The 16,406-nt window shown below is 60.8% G+C and carries 13 protein-coding genes and 1 tRNA gene; 7 read left to right on the top strand and 7 right to left on the bottom strand.

All coding sequences use genetic code 11. The features are described from left to right. The first annotated feature begins 23 nt into the window (after positions 1 to 23). The 4 genes from AC1D1F_RS02845 (at position 24) to AC1D1F_RS02830 (ending at position 3,968) form a co-directional block, all read left to right on the top strand. A tRNA-Arg gene (locus AC1D1F_RS02845) sits at positions 24 to 98 on the top strand. Between the two features lie 422 nt (positions 99 to 520). Beyond that, complete coding sequence (locus AC1D1F_RS02840; protein WP_477677195.1) at positions 521 to 2,326, top strand: hypothetical protein; 1,806 nt, start codon at positions 521 to 523, stop codon at positions 2,324 to 2,326. Between the two features lie 152 nt (positions 2,327 to 2,478). Further along, on the top strand, positions 2,479 to 3,315 hold the full coding sequence (locus AC1D1F_RS02835) for a hypothetical protein (RefSeq protein WP_477677196.1): 837 nt from the start codon (positions 2,479 to 2,481) through the stop codon (positions 3,313 to 3,315). A gap of 257 nt (positions 3,316 to 3,572) precedes the next feature. Then, a complete protein-coding gene (locus AC1D1F_RS02830) occupies positions 3,573 to 3,968 on the top strand; it encodes a hypothetical protein (RefSeq protein ID WP_477677197.1) in 396 nt (131 codons plus the stop codon). Positions 3,969 to 4,904: 936 nt separating this feature from the next. On the opposite strand, the gene phnD is transcribed toward AC1D1F_RS02830, so the two are convergent. The 3 genes from phnD to AC1D1F_RS02815 all read right to left on the bottom strand — a co-directional run bounded on the left by phnD (position 4,905) and on the right by AC1D1F_RS02815 (position 8,121). Then, positions 4,905 to 5,942: a phosphate/phosphite/phosphonate ABC transporter substrate-binding protein gene (gene phnD / locus AC1D1F_RS02825; RefSeq protein ID WP_477695954.1), complete on the bottom strand. Its 1,038-nt coding sequence runs from the start codon at positions 5,940 to 5,942 to the stop codon at positions 4,905 to 4,907. Positions 5,943 to 5,989: 47 nt separating this feature from the next. Then, positions 5,990 to 7,066, bottom strand: a complete 1,077-nt coding sequence (locus AC1D1F_RS02820) for an HAD family hydrolase (protein WP_477677199.1) — start codon at positions 7,064 to 7,066, stop codon at positions 5,990 to 5,992. Positions 7,067 to 7,149: 83 nt separating this feature from the next. Further along, entirely contained in the window at positions 7,150 to 8,121 is a 972-nt protein-coding gene (locus AC1D1F_RS02815; protein WP_477677200.1) for a choline ABC transporter substrate-binding protein, read from the bottom strand. A 254-nt stretch (positions 8,122 to 8,375) separates the two neighbouring features. On the opposite strand from AC1D1F_RS02815, the gene AC1D1F_RS02810 reads away from it, so the two are divergent. The 3 genes from AC1D1F_RS02810 to betA all read left to right on the top strand — a co-directional run bounded on the left by AC1D1F_RS02810 (position 8,376) and on the right by betA (position 12,877). Then, positions 8,376 to 9,410 carry a GlxA family transcriptional regulator gene (locus tag AC1D1F_RS02810; RefSeq protein WP_477677201.1) on the top strand — a complete coding sequence of 345 codons (1,035 nt, stop codon included), beginning with the start codon at positions 8,376 to 8,378 and terminating at the stop codon, positions 9,408 to 9,410. Between the two features lie 173 nt (positions 9,411 to 9,583). Then, positions 9,584 to 11,047 (top strand): betaine-aldehyde dehydrogenase, encoded by a 1,464-nt coding sequence (gene betB / locus AC1D1F_RS02805; protein ID WP_477695955.1) that lies wholly within the window; start codon positions 9,584 to 9,586, stop codon positions 11,045 to 11,047. Between the two features lie 171 nt (positions 11,048 to 11,218). Next, entirely contained in the window at positions 11,219 to 12,877 is a 1,659-nt protein-coding gene (gene betA / locus AC1D1F_RS02800) for a choline dehydrogenase (protein WP_477678217.1), read from the top strand. A gap of 11 nt (positions 12,878 to 12,888) precedes the next feature. Here the strand turns inward: betA and AC1D1F_RS02795 are convergent, their stop codons facing one another. From AC1D1F_RS02795 to AC1D1F_RS02780, 4 genes are all read right to left on the bottom strand, one after another. Further along, complete coding sequence (locus AC1D1F_RS02795; protein WP_477695956.1) at positions 12,889 to 13,608, bottom strand: aspartate/glutamate racemase family protein; 720 nt, start codon at positions 13,606 to 13,608, stop codon at positions 12,889 to 12,891. Positions 13,609 to 13,657: 49 nt separating this feature from the next. After that, a complete protein-coding gene (locus AC1D1F_RS02790) occupies positions 13,658 to 14,935 on the bottom strand; it encodes an NAD(P)/FAD-dependent oxidoreductase (RefSeq protein WP_477695957.1) in 1,278 nt (425 codons plus the stop codon). Between the two features lie 68 nt (positions 14,936 to 15,003). Then, the gene (locus AC1D1F_RS02785; RefSeq protein WP_477695958.1) at positions 15,004 to 15,729 is read right to left on the bottom strand and encodes an amino acid ABC transporter ATP-binding protein; all 726 of its coding nucleotides are present in this window, start codon (positions 15,727 to 15,729) and stop codon (positions 15,004 to 15,006) included. A 16-nt stretch (positions 15,730 to 15,745) separates the two neighbouring features. Beyond that, positions 15,746 to 16,396, bottom strand: a complete 651-nt coding sequence (locus AC1D1F_RS02780) for an amino acid ABC transporter permease (protein ID WP_477678213.1) — start codon at positions 16,394 to 16,396, stop codon at positions 15,746 to 15,748. Between the last annotated feature and the right edge of the window lie 10 nt (positions 16,397 to 16,406).

Here is a 16,406-nt window from a genome sequence, read left to right as displayed (position 1 = left end):
ATCACGGCTTCTCCAAGAGAAGTGCCGCCATAGTTCAATGGATAGAACGAGTGCCTCCTAAGCGCTAGATACAGGTTCGATTCCTGTTGGTGGTACCAGGTCAAAACCCAGCCTCGGGAAAAACCAAGTTCAACCGCCCGCCCTCCTTCGCGGTGCACCTTTTACATCGCCTAACCCTTGCCAACGCCCAAGAGCTTGCGCGGCTCGAACGTGCGGTGGATCGCCCTTTCCCACTTTCCGATTTGAGAAACTGATCACCCTGCGGAATTTCACGTTCGGCCGTCAACGTTATTAATCACATTGCCACCGCAACATAAAACGGTGACGGCGTCCGACGGGGTTGGCTACACTTAAAAATCGCAGGCAGTCAAAAGAGCGGGTATGGAGTGAGGGCTCTGCCGCATCAAACAAAAGTTCCGAACCGGCTTGCAGGGATTTCGGATTTGGAGGGAGGGTCGTCATGCGAAATGCTCTATCAATGCGTGGCACGAGGTTCGCCGCGATCATTGGATCCATCCTTGTGGCCACATCGGCCACCGTGCACGCGCAGTCGTGTGCCGACGGATCGGTCCTGCAGGACTACCGCAAGGCCGCACGCGCGCGGGTTGGTGCGTCCGTCGCGGGAATAATTTCGCCTGCCGGGAACGGCGCAGTCAGCATGGTGCCTGTTTCGCAACCAGCACCATCCGGCAACTCGCCGAAGTTCGCCGCATTCTTCCTACCCGCGACGATGTTTATCAATGCGTCTCAGCTCATCGACCTCGAGGCAAAGGCAGGCGACGCGACACAGGCCTTGCCTGCCGCCTGGGGCATGCTGCTGATGCCCACGGCCGCCAGCGATTGCCGCCTCTTCCTGGTAGCGCCGTCCGATTTCGACCACGTGCTGGCTGCGAACGATGTGCGGCGAAAGCTTATCGACGCCGGATCAGCCTCCTTGTTGCTGGACGCCCTGTATCGCGCACGCTTTCCCGAGCGGCCGGCAATGAAGAACATCGTCGACGAAGGCGCATCCGACCCCTCCGGTCGTGCACTGTTTGCGGAGGTCCTGCGCGAGCCGCTGGTGCTGACCGCGCAGGCCGAAGTACTGGGAGATCCCCTGCCGACGTCAGGACCGCCGATCCTTGCCGACCTCCCACTCCTGTTCGACTGGCAGCGCTCCATGTGGCAGTTCGCGTGGCCTGAGTCGTTGCGTGCCATGAGCCTGAAGACTGGCGTCTACGGTGCGCGCGTCGAGCCGATCCTGCAGCGCGGCCCGAAGACCTGGACGGAGTCCTCCATCCGCCAGGACCTGCAGGCGTTAGAAGACACCTTGCGCGCGCTCAAGCCCATCGGCGAACTGGCGCAGGCCGACTTGGCAAACCTGGTTAAGCTTGGGGCGAGGATGAGCGACCTCCAGGTCCGCGCGCTCTACGGGCAGCAGGTCGCGATGCTGGAGCGCGAATTCGGCAACCAGTACACATTGCTCATTACTCGGATCGAATCGCACCACTCCGCGCTTTACGCCGCCTCGATCGGTGCGACGCCAATGACGCCTGCGCGATCCTTCGATACCGCCGAGCTGATGGCGTACCGTCCAAAGGCGGCGACGAAGGATTGGGACTTTAAGACCCTCGTGGTCCAGGGCGCAACAGCACTTATCCCGTCCGGCGCGCCTGACGGCGAGCTGGGCGCGGGCATAGCCTCGGCAGCGGCGAAAGGCACAGCGTACCTGCTTTTTCGTGATGCGCGTGATCCGACCACTGGTCAGGCGCGCGTCCAGCCAGAGGTCGTGGTCGCGCTGCCGGTCGATGCCTTGCTGTCGCTGGTGAGCAGCGAGCTGGATAAGCGCATGCCCGCGAACAAATGCGAACTTCGGTACAGCCATGGAGACGTGCGTTGGGACGTCCTTGACGGACAACTCGTCGGCAGTGTGGACGTCCAGGCACAGGTTTGGGCCTGCGTGCGGCACAAATGGGTGTGCTTTCGGGGGTGGAAGCCGCACTGGTGTGAAAACGAGGTGAAGACGCGGTTGTTCAAGACGCACGGCGCCGTGTCTGTCACCGCCGCGGGCAGTGTGATTGGCCAAGGCCTCACGATACTGATCACTGCAAACATCCCCTACCAAGCCACAAAAACGGCTGCGATGAACAAGGTCCTGCGCCAACCCGAATCGCGTATGTTTACGATACCACCAGTAGAAATGCAGAGCACATTCTTTGCTCGGCGTAAGGGGGGCACCGATATCTTGTGGGTAGTCACCGGCCGCATGCCCGCGATGGAACCGGGTATTGCGGCTGCCACGGCCGAAGCCCTGAAGGCTTATCTTGCAGAGGAGCAAAAGAAGTGAAAATCCGATTCTTGGCAGCGCTCGTACTACCACTGCTCATAGGAGCGTGTGGTAACGACATCAACATCTGCTATCGCGGCCAGGGTATCTGCAAGTTGCGTACGCACCGAATACCGACGCATCCGCAACCGGAGCCGCCCAAGGTAGCGGTCGTGGAACTGGAAGGGTCCGCCAAGACGTGCCGTTGCGCGCAGGCGCAGCAGTTCGCCCTACGCAATTCGGGCAGCCCCGGCGACATCTCCTGGACCACCTTCAGTCGCGAACCAGCCGACAAGGAACCCCGCAGCGTGACGACCACCCGCCTGATCGGGAAGGATGACATCCCGCTGCCCTGTACGATCGATTTGACGGAGTCCACCCAGCAGTGCCAGCGCAGCACGGTGACGATGTACGAGGGAAAACCTTATGGTGGCGATGTCAATGCCATCCTGCGCGGCATCGTAGCGACTACCGCCAAGGCTGATCTGCAAAGCATGGGCGAGTTGCCCAAGTCTGACGGCAGTTGCCCGCAAAAATGCCGCGGCACCACGGACTGCCTGCAGATGAAGGCGGGCAAGAGTGTTGACGTCGGCCGCAAAATCGCATTGGCGCTCGCACGGCCCCAGCCGGTGATTGCCAATAGCGTCATCGTGGAACTCACGGCGGCAAAGGACAACGTCTGTCAGCGCAGCGACATCGTTTTCGAAGGTGGCAAGGCCTACAACGTCGGCCTGACCGAGGGCTGCGAAATCTCGAGCAACCTGCCTTCGACGATGGGAGACCTGATCATCAACGTGCCGCGCACCGTAAGCTTTCAACACACCCCAATGGTGGGCGACAACTTCGAGCTGCGGTTCGAGCACCGGCAGGCCTCGCCCGAGCTCTCATTCAGTAACGCCGCGCTGCAATCGACCTATGGTGGGCGGGTGCTTGCCGCGACCTACGACGCGGGCAATTTCGTTATCGAAATGGAGTCGCAGCACCGCTGCGTAGCGGTGCGTGTAAATTGAAGGTCTGTGATATCAAGAGGTCACGTCAGCCCGCTCGCACCTGCGCTTGCGGAAAAATTTTGGAAATGCTCCCAGGAACTCGCCGCCTCACCCTCGATATTCCATCAACACATCCAGAGCCTCAGTGGCGCGCAGTTTCACAGCTCTAGCCTGCAACCCATCAAATAGCCGAATGCAAATAATTAACCGTGGTGATGAAGTCAAACACCGGCAATCCTGACCGGCGCCGGCTCACTTCCGAATAAGGCGGCAGGTCTGTGCATTCCAAAGTCCCGGATGCCCGGATGCTTCTGAAGCGCACCAAGCGCCGTACCCAAAACTTCCTGCTCGATGACATTGAGGTCGATCTCGGTATCCGGTTCGGCGAACATCCGGTTCCATTCCGGGCATTGCTCCAGGCCCAGGATGTGCAGGCCGTCCATGCTCACAATGCCGGCATCCCTCAGGTGTCACGCAGCCTATGGACGCGACCGGAAACACACCCGATAGCAAAACCGCCAAAACAACAGCCTTTTGATGGCATCCATTTTTCGACGTTGAATACACCCGATGGGCGGATTGAGTCGATTTCGGCTGAATTCTCCTATCAGGAATGTGCAATAAACATCGACCTCGGATATCCCAGCCCCAAGCATACGGAGTTCGGTAAATGACGAGGTTGAGACCCTTTTGGCACTATTTTCCATCTCAAAACAATGCCCACAACGCATCCCGGAAATGCATCATCAAAAAATGAGTCGCTTCAGTTTCACCCATATGCACTTGCCTTTGTGGCGTGCGCATACGGGTGCACGTGACGCAAAACACTCGACACTACAAAATCGCGCTCACAAATGTTTAGGGGGATAAATGCGATGAAGCAATTACGCAGATTTACGGGAGTCTTGTTCGTTGTAGCTACAACATGTGGGTCATGCAACTCTTGGGCGCAAGTCAATGAACCTGGAAAGTCTTGGCACTATATGGAAAATCCTGTTCTGCCCGCACCGCCTATTCCTACGGAGGAGCAACTCAAGCGCGGAGAAGATCTCTTGAATACATTGCTCAAGATCGCCTCTAACGTCAGGTTGACGGATTCCGCGGCTGTGATGCGAGAGCTAGGAGTGGATGAGCTGAACATACAGCGAAATTCGGATCACCTTTGGATTACACCCAAGCACCCAACCGACGAAGAACTACGGAAGCGAGGCTTTGAAAGTATGAATTTAGTGCAACTGCACGACCCCTATCAGCGGGGGGGACGTTCGAGACTCAGCATCAGTTTGCATTCTCAGATTACATGTGTGACGCCACAGGCGATGGAACGAAAATTAGAGAACATACAGCGAAGTCTTTGGACGCGACCAGAAACACACCCTACGCCTAAGCCCCCAAAAAAACAGCCACTTGACGGTGTCCTTTTTTCCCCACTGGATACGCCTGACGGTCGGATTGGATCAATTTCAGCAGAATTCGCTTACCAGGAATGTGCGGAAAGCATCGACTTCGGGTATCCCAGTCTTAAGTCATGACCAGGGCTGCCCCAATCTGGATGCGGTGGACCAAGCACTGATCACGTTGGCAAGCAAAATGATCTGCTGCAGCACCGGCTACTGACTCTCAATGCGCGTGGAATTGAGCAGTGAGTCCAGCCGGGCGGCGCGCTTGGTCAGTTGCTGGAGCACGACGCTGAAATCGCCGCCATCCTGGGGGCTGCCCATCGCCTTGGTCAGCGCCTGGAACAATGCCAGGTCCGCTACGGGCCGCAGCTGGTAGTTCGACGAAGCCTTGAACGCCGACAGGTCGTACATATTCTTCAGCGTGGCCTTTTCGGCCTCGTCGCGGCCGTAGGCCAGGAAGAATTTTTTGATGCGTTGCTGCGTTGCCGCCGGCAGGTCCTTGCGGTACAGGATCGGGTCGTTGGGAATCAGCGGCGACTCCCAGATCACTTTCACGCGCGCCATCTTGTCCGGGAACTCCGCCTGGTAGCGCTGCATATCCGCGGTGTTGTTGGTCGCCAGGTCCACCTGGCCGCCGGCTACCGCGAGGAAGTTGTCGCGGTGGCTGGTGCGGTTGATCTTCTTGAAGTGCTTCTCAGGATCGATCTTGTTCTTGGCGAACACATAGTAGTTCGGCGCCAGGAAACCCGAGATGGACTCCTTGTTGCCGGCCCCCAGCGTGTAGCTGCCCGGATGGCCGATCACCTCCGCCAGGGTCTGGGGCGCGCCGTCCTTGCGGGCAAGCAACACCGAGCTATAGCCGCGCGTTCCATCCAGCCCGACCATCTGCGCAAACACCAGCGCCTGGTCGGTTTCAACCAGTTCGATCGCCAGCTTGTTGTTGATCCAGGCCACCTGCACTTGCCCATTCTTCAAGGCGCCGGAGACTTCGGCGAAGTCTTTCGAAGCAAGAACGCGCACCGGCCGCTGCATCTCTTTGGCCAGCGCGTCGGTGAAAGGCTTCCAGTTCTCCAGCATCTTCTCCACGGTATCGCCCGTGACAATGAGCCCCAGCGTTAAAGGCGCCGGGTTGTCGGCAGCGTGAACCGGGAACAGTCCCAGCCCAGCCACGAAGGTCGTGCACAAGGCCGCGCACAGGGCGCGCCGGGCCCGGGAGGGAATCCCGTGGCAGAGGCGATCAGGGTTCATTCAACACCTCCTGGCGATGGGCGGGCAAACGGATGAACGAGGCCGGCTTACTTGTTGCCGGCAGGGAGCGGATGAATATCTTCCGGCTTGACCACAATCCAGTTCTTGTCGGCCGTGACGGGCAAGCCCAGCTCCTTCTGGCGCGCCGCGTTTTTGGTCCACATATCGGTGATCTGTGTCATGTATTTGGCTTTGCGGTTGACCCAGACCCGTACGCCGCCGCGATCGATGTCCGTCCCATGGAACAGCATGTAGCCGTCGCTGGTCGGCGTATCGCCCGCCACCAGGATGGGTTTTTTCCACTGGTCGATATAGGTCAGGATCGCCGCATACTTGCCTGCCATCCAGGTGTTCGGTGTCCACAGGTAAGGGTGCATTTGCAGGTCCATATTTTTGGCGGGATCGTATTTGCCTTTCTGGATCTGCAGGCGGGACGAGGTCAGTTCCTGGGTCTTGCGATCTTTCAGCATGGTCGCCACGCCGATCACGTTTTGCGGCTTGACGTTGTAGCCGTACCGGGGGTCGGATGCCACCATGCGCACCAGTTCTTCATGCGCGGCGGTCATGATGTAGACCTCGATGCCGTTCTCCATCAAATGGTTCATCAGTTCGCGCTGGCCTTGATAGATGCGCGGCGGCTGGATGTCGATGGTCTTGACGGTGTCGCCTTCATAGTAGGTCGCCGGAATCGGTTTGCCGTAAGCCATCAATTCATCGACGAGCGCTTTCAACTCCTTGAGCGTGTAGCCCGAAAAAATTTGCGCCACCCAGGGGTAGCAAACCATGTCGTCGATTTCGCACAGCCGGTAGTAATAGCTGTTCAGGCTTTCCTTGTTGCCGTTGACATCCTTGAACGGGATCAGCTTGAGCGAAGGGTCCATGTTCTCGCGCGTCAGCAGGCCTTTCATTTCCATGTAAGGCAACAGGGACTCTTCCAGGTCGAAGTTGTAGCTCGTGTTATCCATATCGAACACGGCGTACTCCCCCTTGTTCGCATGCGTCTTGACCAGCGCATTGAGCTTGGCCGCGGCATCGGCGGGCCAGTGTTTCAATTCGACGGCTGAGCAGCCGAAAGCAACACTCGCCAGCAACAGGCCGGACAACAGTTTTTTAACCCTATTCATACGAATCTCCATCAAGTTTTTCGGATTGCCGAGTGGTGGCTGGCCAAACCCAGCTCCCCGTGAATTTTTCGGTGGCGGCGCGATCAAAGACCCAGGTGCTTGTTGACCGCCGCCAACCCGTCCTTGCCGTCAAAGGTGCTGACCTCGGCCAGCCACTTCTTGAGCACATCCGGGTTCTTCTTCAACCAGTCACGGGCCGCGTCGTTCGGCTTGACCTTGTTGGTGATGGGCGCCATCACCTGGTTCTCCAGGTCGGTATTGAATTGCAGATTGCCGATCAGCCTGGCCGCGTTCGGGCAGCGCGCCTGGTAATCGGTGCTGGTCGCGGTGTACACCTTGGCCTCGCCGAAGTTCGGGCCGAACACGGCGTCGCCGCCCTCCAGGTATTTCATCTTCAGCTGCACGTTCATCGGGTGCGGCTCCCAACCCAGGAAGACGACCCATTTTTTCAGGCGCGACGAGCGTTGTATTTCGGACAGCATGCCGGCTTCGCTCGACTCGACCAGCTTGAAATCCTTCAGGCCGAATTCATTCTTGTCGATCATGCGCTGGATCAGAAGATTGCCGTCGTTGCCGGCTTCGATGCCGTAGATTTTTCCATCGAGCTCTTTGCGAAATTTCGCGATGTCGGCAAAGGTCTTCAAGCCACCTTCAAAAGCGGGGCCGTTGGCGGCCAGCGTGTATTTGGCGCCGACCAGGTTGGGCTGGTCCAGCACCTTGATTTGGCCCGCCTTGACGAAGGGCTCAATCATGGGCGTCATGCTCGGGTTCCAGTAGCCAAGGAAAACATCGATCTGCTTGCTCTTGATGCCCGCGAAGGTAATCGGCACCGAAGCCAGCGTCGTCTTCGGGCTGTAACCCAGGCCCTCCAGGACCACCGATGCCAGCCCTGTGGTGGCGGCGATGTCGCTCCAGCCAACATCGCCAAAACGCACCGTGCGGCAGCTTTCCGCCTCTTTTGCGCCGCCCGGCAATTTGCTTTGTGCGCTTGCGGGGCCGGCGCAAAGCGTGAGGGCAAGAACCGCAGCCGGGCCGAGTATGTGCAGAGACCTCATGTCACGTTTTCCTTGTTGGATAGCGCATTTGCTGGGACTGGAACGGGCCTGCCCACCGCATGCTTTTTTCAGCCACTCCCGGTGCAAGGCGAGTGGTGCATGCCGGGAAGCAGTGCTCTTCCGTTGACGAACTATAGGTTTAGGAAAACGGTCAATATTGACGTATTGCGACTAACATATGTCGTATTCCAACAACCAGATAAGGGCTGCCCGAAATACCTTATAGGCTGTTTGTCAACGCACGGCGGGTCCATATGAGGGAAGAAAACAGGGAGCGCATTTCGCCAAAAGCCGCACCCGCGGCGCGCAAGGTTGGCTTGCTGCTGATCCCGCAGTTTTCCAATCTGGGTCTGGCCCTGGTGATGGAACCGCTGGTACTGGCCAATTGGCTGATGCAGCGCAAGCTGTTCGAATGGACCACCTTGTCGGTCGACGGCGACCCGGTGGTCGGGACGCACGGCATGCATGTGCCGGTCGATGCGGCGTTATCCGACGACATGGAGTTCTCCGCGGTTTTCGTCATCGCCAGCTTCGAGGCCAAGCGGTATGCAAAGAACCGCAAGATCAAAAACTGGCTGAGGCGGCAGGCGGCATTCGGCGCGGAACTCGCGGGCATCGAGACCGGCGCCGAAATCCTGGCCGCTGCCGGTTTGCTGGATGGCTATAGCGCGGCGATCCATTGGGACAACCTGGAGGGCTTCCAGGAGCTGTACCCGAACGTCAACGCGAAGGACCAGTTTTACACCATAGAAAGGCGCCGCCTGACTTGTGCGGGCGCCACGTCAACGCTGGACATGATGCTGCAATGGATAGGCGAGCGCGAAGGCGCCGACCTGGCGCACGAGGTTTCCCAGCACATGCAGTACACGCAGGTTCGCTACCCGACGGACTCCTTGCTGAGCAACGCAAACAAGCGCCCCGGCGAGGCCAGCAGGCATGTCCAGGCCGCGATAAACCTCATGCAGGAAACCGTGGGAGACCCCGTGTCCTGCGACGAGATCGCCACCAGGGTCGGGCTGTCGCGGCGCCAGCTGGAACGCCTGTTCCAGCACTACACATCGCTGGCTCCCCTGAAGTACTACATCAACCTGCGGCTGGCGCGCGCGCACAAGCTGCTGCAGCAAACCGACCTGAGCGTGGCGCAGGTGGCGGTCGGCGCCGGCTATTCGTCGCTTGAACATTTCTCGCGCGTGTACCGGGACAAGTTCGGCTGCCCGCCCAGGGCGGACCGGCTGCAGTCCGTGCAGGCGCCGGTGATGCGGCAGGCTGTTTCACCGGCACGCAAATGACTTGCCCACTGCCGCCCGCCGCTTGGGCGGGGCCCGGAAATTTGCGCCATCTCGCGGTCGTAATACATCAAGAGCACCGGCTACCCTGAACCTATAGTGAGCCGTCAAGGCAATCGACAGCAATCGACCGCGATCGGCGATTGCACGGCAAAACATCGGAACAAGGTGAGCTCGTGACAACCCAGACACTACGCAACTACATAGGCGGCGCTTACCATCCCGGCACCGCTTCGGAAACACTGGAAAACCTGAATCCGGCCACGGGCCAGGTTTTATGCCGCGTCGAATTGGCGCTGGCGCCGGAAGTCGAACGCGCGATCGAGGCGGCACAAGCCGGGCTGGCCACATGGTCGGCGATGACCGGTGCGGAGCGCGGCCGCATCCTGTACCGGGCGGCGCAACTGCTGCGCGCGCGCAACCGCGAACTGGCCGAACTGGAGGTGGCGGATTGCGGCAAGCCGATCCAGGAGGCCGAAGTGGTCGACGTCGCCAGTGGCGCCGATTGCATTGAGTACTTCGCCGGCCTGGCGCCGACGATTCACGGCCACCATTACGGGCTCAAAAACGCTTTTGCGTACACGCGGCGCGAGCCTCTCGGCATCTGCGTCGGAATCGGCGCCTGGAACTATCCCCTGCAGATCGCATGTTGGAAGTCGGCGCCGGCCCTGGCCTGCGGCAATGCCATGATTTTCAAGCCTTCCGAATTGACGCCGCGCAGCGCCGCCAGGCTCGCGGAAATCTACACCGAGGCCGGTGTGCCGGACGGCGTGTTTAACGTGCTGCAGGGCGATGGCCGCACCGGCCGGCTGCTGGTGACGCACCCGGCGGTGGCCAAGGTGTCGCTCACAGGTTCGGTCGGCACCGGCAAGGCCGTCATGGCGGAAGCCGCCAAAACCCTGAAGCGCGCAACCATGGAGCTGGGCGGCAAATCGGCGCTGCTGGTTTTCCCCGATGCCGACCTGAAGCAGGCGGTTTCCGCCGCGATGCTCGGCAATTTTTATACACAGGGCGAGGTCTGCACCAACTGCACACGGGTCTTTGTGCATGAGGACATCCACGATGCGTTTCTGGAACAGCTGCTGGCGCGTACCCGAAAGCTGCGCATCGGCGACCCGATGGATCCGGCGACGCAGGTCGGCGCGCTGATTTCACGCGCGCATATGAAGCGCGTGCTCGACTACATCGAAAAAGGCGTGGCTGAAGGCGCGCGGCTGGTCGCCGGGGGCAAGCAGCTCAAGACCAGCGGACTGGCCGAGGGGAATTTTGTCGAACCAACTATTTTTGCCGATTGCCGCGACGACATGAGCATCGTGCGTGAAGAGATCTTCGGGCCTGTGATGTCGGTGCTTAGCTTCAGTGATGAAGCGCAAGCGGTGGCGCGCGCCAACGACACGCGCTTCGGCCTGGCAGCCGGCGTGTTCACCGCCGACCTGGCGCGCGGGCACCGGGTGGCGGCGCAATTGCAGGCGGGCGTGTGCTGGATCAACAACTACAACATCACGCCCATCGAGATGCCGTTTGGCGGCATCCGGGAATCGGGGATCGGCCATGAAAACAGCATGGTGACGATTGACTATTACACGCAGTTGAAGAGCGTGTACGTCGAACTGGGCGAAGTGGCTTGTCCTTATGAATAGGCATGTCCGGCAGCCAAAGGCCGATTGCCGGCCCTGGCCTCACTAGCCCCTTATGCCATCCCCGCGGGCATAGCACGGTACGCGAATTTCCGGGGCAAGAATAATTCCACGGACACCCAAAGCGTTCACAGCCCGGCCTCACGGCAAGCTGACTCCCGATCAGGAATTCACATGAAACAAGAACAATACGATTACATCATTGTCGGCGCCGGTTCAGCCGGTTGCGTCCTCGCCAACCGCCTGGGCGAGGACGACGGCGCGCGCGTCCTGCTGCTGGAAGCCGGCCCGGCGGACCACAGCATCTTCATCCACATGCCGTCGGCCTTCGCCTATCCGCTGGCCAACGACAAGTACAACTGGTTCTACGACACCGAGCCGGAACCTTTCATGAACATGCGCCGGATGCACTGCCCGCGCGGCCGCGTGCTCGGCGGGTCGTCGTCGATCAACGGCATGGTCTATATCCGCGGACATGCGTTTGACTATGACGCCTGGGCCGGCATGCCTGGACTGGAGCAATGGTCCTACGCGCATTGCCTGCCGTACTTCAAGAAATCCGAAAACCGCCTGAAAGGCGGCGACGCCTATCGCGGCAATGACGGCCCCTTGTATGTCTCCACCGCCGCCTGCAAGAATCCGCTGTATCGCGCTTTCATCGAGGCAGGGCAACAAGCCGGCTACCCTTACACAGACGACATGAACGGCTACCAGCAGGAAGGCCTCGGGCCGATGGACATGACGGTCTATAAGGGCCGTCGCTGGAGCACGGCGCAGGCCTACCTGCGCCCGGCGGCCAGGCGCGGCAACCTGCGCGTGGTGACGCGCGCGCGGGTCACGCGGGTCTTGTTCGAGGGCGCGCGCGCGACCGGCGTCGAATATGCGCAAGGGTCGCGCCTGCACCAGGTCTATGCGGCGCGTGAGGTGATCCTGTCCGGCGGCGCGATCAATTCGCCGCAGCTTCTGATGCTGTCCGGGATCGGCAAGGCGGAGGAACTTCGCGCCTTGGGCATCCAGCCGCGGGTCGATCTTCCAGGGGTCGGCCAGAATCTGCAAGACCATCTCGAGGTCTACGTGCAGTACGCCAGCAAGCAGCCGATTACCCTGTACAGCGCGATGAACCCCCTGGCCAAACTAAAAATCGGCGTGCAATGGCTGTTCGCCGGAAAGGGCCTGGGCGCGACCAATCATTTCGAATCCGGCGGTTTTATCCGCAGTGCGGCGGGGGTGGCGCATCCGGATCTGCAATACCATTTTCTGCCGATGGCGGTCAGCTACGACGGCAGCGCGCCGGCCACACAGCACGGCTTTCAGGCGCACGTCGGGCCGATGCGCGCGACCAGCCGCGGCCACATCACACTGCGCTCGGCCGACCCCAAAGCGCATCCACGCATCTTGTTCAACTACATGCAGACCGAGCAGGACCGCAAGGAAATCCGCTCGGGTGTGCGCCTGACGCGCGAAATATTTTCCCAACCGGCATTCGAGCCTTTCCGCGGTGGCGAAATCTCGCCCGGCGCCAAGGTGCAGACCGACGCCGAAATCGACGCCTTCATCCGCGACAAGGCCGAAAGCGCTTTTCATCCTTCCTGCAGTTGCCGTATGGGGACCGATCCCATGGCGGTGGTGGACGGCGCCGGCCGCGTGCACGGAATCCAGAACCTGCGCGTGGTGGATGCCTCCATCATGCCCAATGTCGTCAGCGGCAACCTGAATGCGCCGACCATCATGATCGCGGAAAAAATCGCGGACCTGGTTCGAGGCAAATCACCGTTGCCGGTGCAGGCGGCGCCGGTTTATGTGGCTTCAAACTACGCGACCCACCAGCGTTGATAACGCCTCCCTCAAATAGCCGAATGCAAAAAATTGACCATGGTGATGAAGTCAAACACCGGCAAGCCTGACCGGCGCCGTATCGCTTCCGAATAAGGCGGCAGGTCGGTGCACTCCAGGACAAAAGCCCGGATGCCGGGATGCTTTTGAAGCGCACCAAGCGCCGTGCCCAAAACCTCCTGTTCAATGACAGCCAGGTCGATCTCGGCATCCGGTTCGGCAAACATCCTGTTCCATTCCGGGCACTGCTCCAGGCCCAGGATATGCAGGCCGTCCATGCTCGCTATGCCGGCGGCCCTCAGGTGGCGCGGGCCCAGGGCGCGCGCATTGGCGGTGATGATGCCAATCTCGCTCTGCGGGCCGTGCAGCAGCCTGACAAAGGGGACTTGCAACAGGCTGGAGGTCAGCACCGGAACGCCGGCCGCCTGGGCCAATTCGCGCTGGAAGATGGCGTTGAAGCCGCAGCTCGTGGTGATGGCCTTGATGCCTTTTTCGGCCACCATGGCCGCGGCGTCGGCCATCATGGTCTCCAGCACTCGTTGATCCGGGTTCTCCAGGATCGTATGGACGTTGGCGCCGCGCACGGGATGGAAGCTCACGGGATAGGCATAGGACGCGGGATTGGTGCTGTTGCCGACCAGGGTTTCAAGTTGCTGCAGCCCTCGGGGCACCTGCCCGGTCTCCCAGCACAGGACGCCGATTTTTGCCGCTTCTTCAGTTACTGCGGGCATGGGATGCTCGCGCGGGTGTGTCTGTTGGTGTTGTTCATGTTTCTTCGATTCAGAACCTGGCGATCCGGTAGGGCGACAGGTCAAAGGGTTCGGGATCACCATTGACCATGCCGGCGACCAGCTGGGCGGTGATCGCCGACAGGGTCAATCCGAGATGGCCGTGGCCAAAGGCGTAAAACACATTGGCGCAGCGCGGTGAGCGCGCGATCACGGGCAGGGAGTCCGGCGTCGAGGGGCGGTAGCCCATCCATTCGCGCTGTATTGGCTGGCCCATGATGGCCGGCAGCACGTTGCGGGCGAAAGGTACCAGGGCGCGTATGCGCCGGAAATCCGGCGGCGCAACAAGGCCCGCCAGCTCATCACCGCTGCTCAGGGAAATGCCGTCATGCATGGGCGAGAGCACGCACTGCTTTTCTGGGAAACACACGGGGCGGCCCAGCAGGGATTCACCGGTCGAGGCAAACGACAGGTGATAACCCCGCTCGGTGTCCAGGCTGACCTTGTCGCCGACCTGTGCGGCGAATTGTTTTGACCATGCGCCCGCCGCGACGACCACCGCGTCAAACTGCCGCGTGGCCTTGTCGGTCCGGATGGACACACCGCCGCCGTCGACGGGCCGCAGTTCCAGCACCGTCTCCTGCAGGTATTGCGCCTGCCGCTGCCGCGCGCACTCGAAGTAAGACTGCGCCAGCGCCCTGGGGTAGTTGACGAAGCCGCTGTCGGGCTGGAACAAACCGCGGGTGTAGGCATTTTTATTGAGCCGGGGTTCCAGCTCGGCAACCTCGGCGGGCTTGAGGACGGAAAAATGAACGCCATGGCGCGTCATCAATTCGCGCTCCAGCGCGCTGGCCGAAAACCCGGCGGCGGAGGTATAGAGTTTCAGCCAGCCGCCTGGCCGTATCAGGTCACGGGCGCCGCTCATGTCGGCCAGGGCCAGGTGGGCTTGCAGGGACTTGGACACGAGCGGGTGCAGGGCCGCCGCGATGCCCGCCACCCGCTTGGGCCGTCCTGCCGCCATAAAGCGGAGAAGCCACGGAAGGCCACGGAAAAAATGCGCCGGCCGCAGAACAGCCGCGCTTTTAGGATCGAGGATGTAAGAGGGAATCGAACGGATCACGCCCGGCGTTGCGGTCGGCGTGACGGCGCCCGTCACGATGGCGCCGGCATTGCCGGAACTGGTCCCGGCGCCGACTTCCCCGCGGTCGATCACGGTGACGGCGTGGCCCCGGGCCGCGAGCGCCAAGGCCGTCGCCGCGCCGACCACGCCGGCCCCCACGATGGCGATGGAGCGCCCGCCCTGTGTTTCATGCCTGCCCGTGTCAGTCATCCAATGTCTTTCTGAAGTGTGTGCCGCCGCGCGCGGCGGCCGTGATGACTGTTGATCACCGGCCCTGGCTAGTGATGAAGAATCTTTCCGAGGAATTCACGCGTGCGTTCACTCCGCGGCGCGGTGAAAAAGGCGTCGGGCTTGGCCACCTCGACCATCACGCCCTTGTCGATAAAGGCCACGCGGTCCGCCACTTTGCGGGCAAAACCCATCTCGTGCGTGACCACAATCATGGTCATGCCGTCTTTGGCCAGCGCCACCATCACGTCCAGCACTTCGTTGATCATTTCGGGATCGAGCGCGGAGGTCGGCTCGTCAAACAGCATGACCTTGGGCTGCATGCACAGGCTGCGGGCGATGGCGACGCGTTGCTGCTGCCCTCCCGACAATTGCTGCGGATAGGCGTCGCACTTGTCCGCCAGGCCGACCTTCTCGAGGAGCTCGCGGCCGCGTTCGACGGCTTCCTTGCTGGAGAGCTTGCGCACGTGAATCGGCGCCAGCGTGACGTTCTCGAGCGCGGTCTTGTGGGGATACAGGTTGAACTGCTGGAAGACAAAACCCAGCTCCATGCGGAGCTTGCGAAGATTGGCCTCGCTGGCGACCGGCATGCCGTCGACCGTCAGCGTGCCAGCCTGGAATTTTTCCAGGCCGTTGACGCAGCGGATCAGCGTGCTTTTACCGGAGCCGCTGGGCCCGCAGACCACCACCACTTCGCCTTTCGCGACATCAAGGTTGATGTTCTGCAGGACGTGGTGCGTGCCATACCATTTGTTGAGTTCGCTGAACTGGATCATCCTGGGTATTCCTTCATCAAGCCTTCTCCAGCCGCCGCGACAGGTAAAGCAGCGGATAGCAGATCAAAAAGTAGCCCACGCCCACCGCGCTAAAAACCAGCAGCCCGTTGGGAACGGACTGCACGATGACCCAGCCGGAGCGCGTCAGGTCAAGCAGCCCGATGGCGGAGACCACCGACGAATCCTTGACCAGCAACACGTATTGCCCGACCAGGGACGGGACGATCATGCGGATGGCCTGCGGCATCACCACCAGCCTCAGTTGCTGGAAGCGGCTCAGCCCCGAGGAGGCGGCCGCCTCCAGTTGCCCCGTGGGCACGGCCTTGATCCCGGCGGCCACGATTTCCGAGATGAAGCAGGCCGCGATGTTGGACAGGGCAATGGCGCCCGCCGTGAAGGAGTCGAGCTCTATGCCCGCCTCGGGCAAAACAAAAAAGACCACAAACACCTGGACCAGCACGGGTGTGCCGCGAAACAGGTCGGTGTAGGCACCGACGGTGAACGACAGCCACTTGCGCGGGCTGGCGCGGCCTATGCCCAGCACAAAGCCGAGCACCGTTCCCGCAAAAATGCCGATGAAGGACAGCGCCAGCGTCACGCCTATGCCTTTCAGCACGACCGGATAGTACTGGGCCATGCCGTACAGCTGCTCGAAGAATAGGGTCATGGTCGTGGCT

Source organism: Polaromonas sp. P1_H6 (assembly GCF_056405195.1).
The sequence above is the reverse complement of the archived record's forward strand: the minus strand, read 5'-3'. Positions and strand labels throughout refer to the sequence as shown.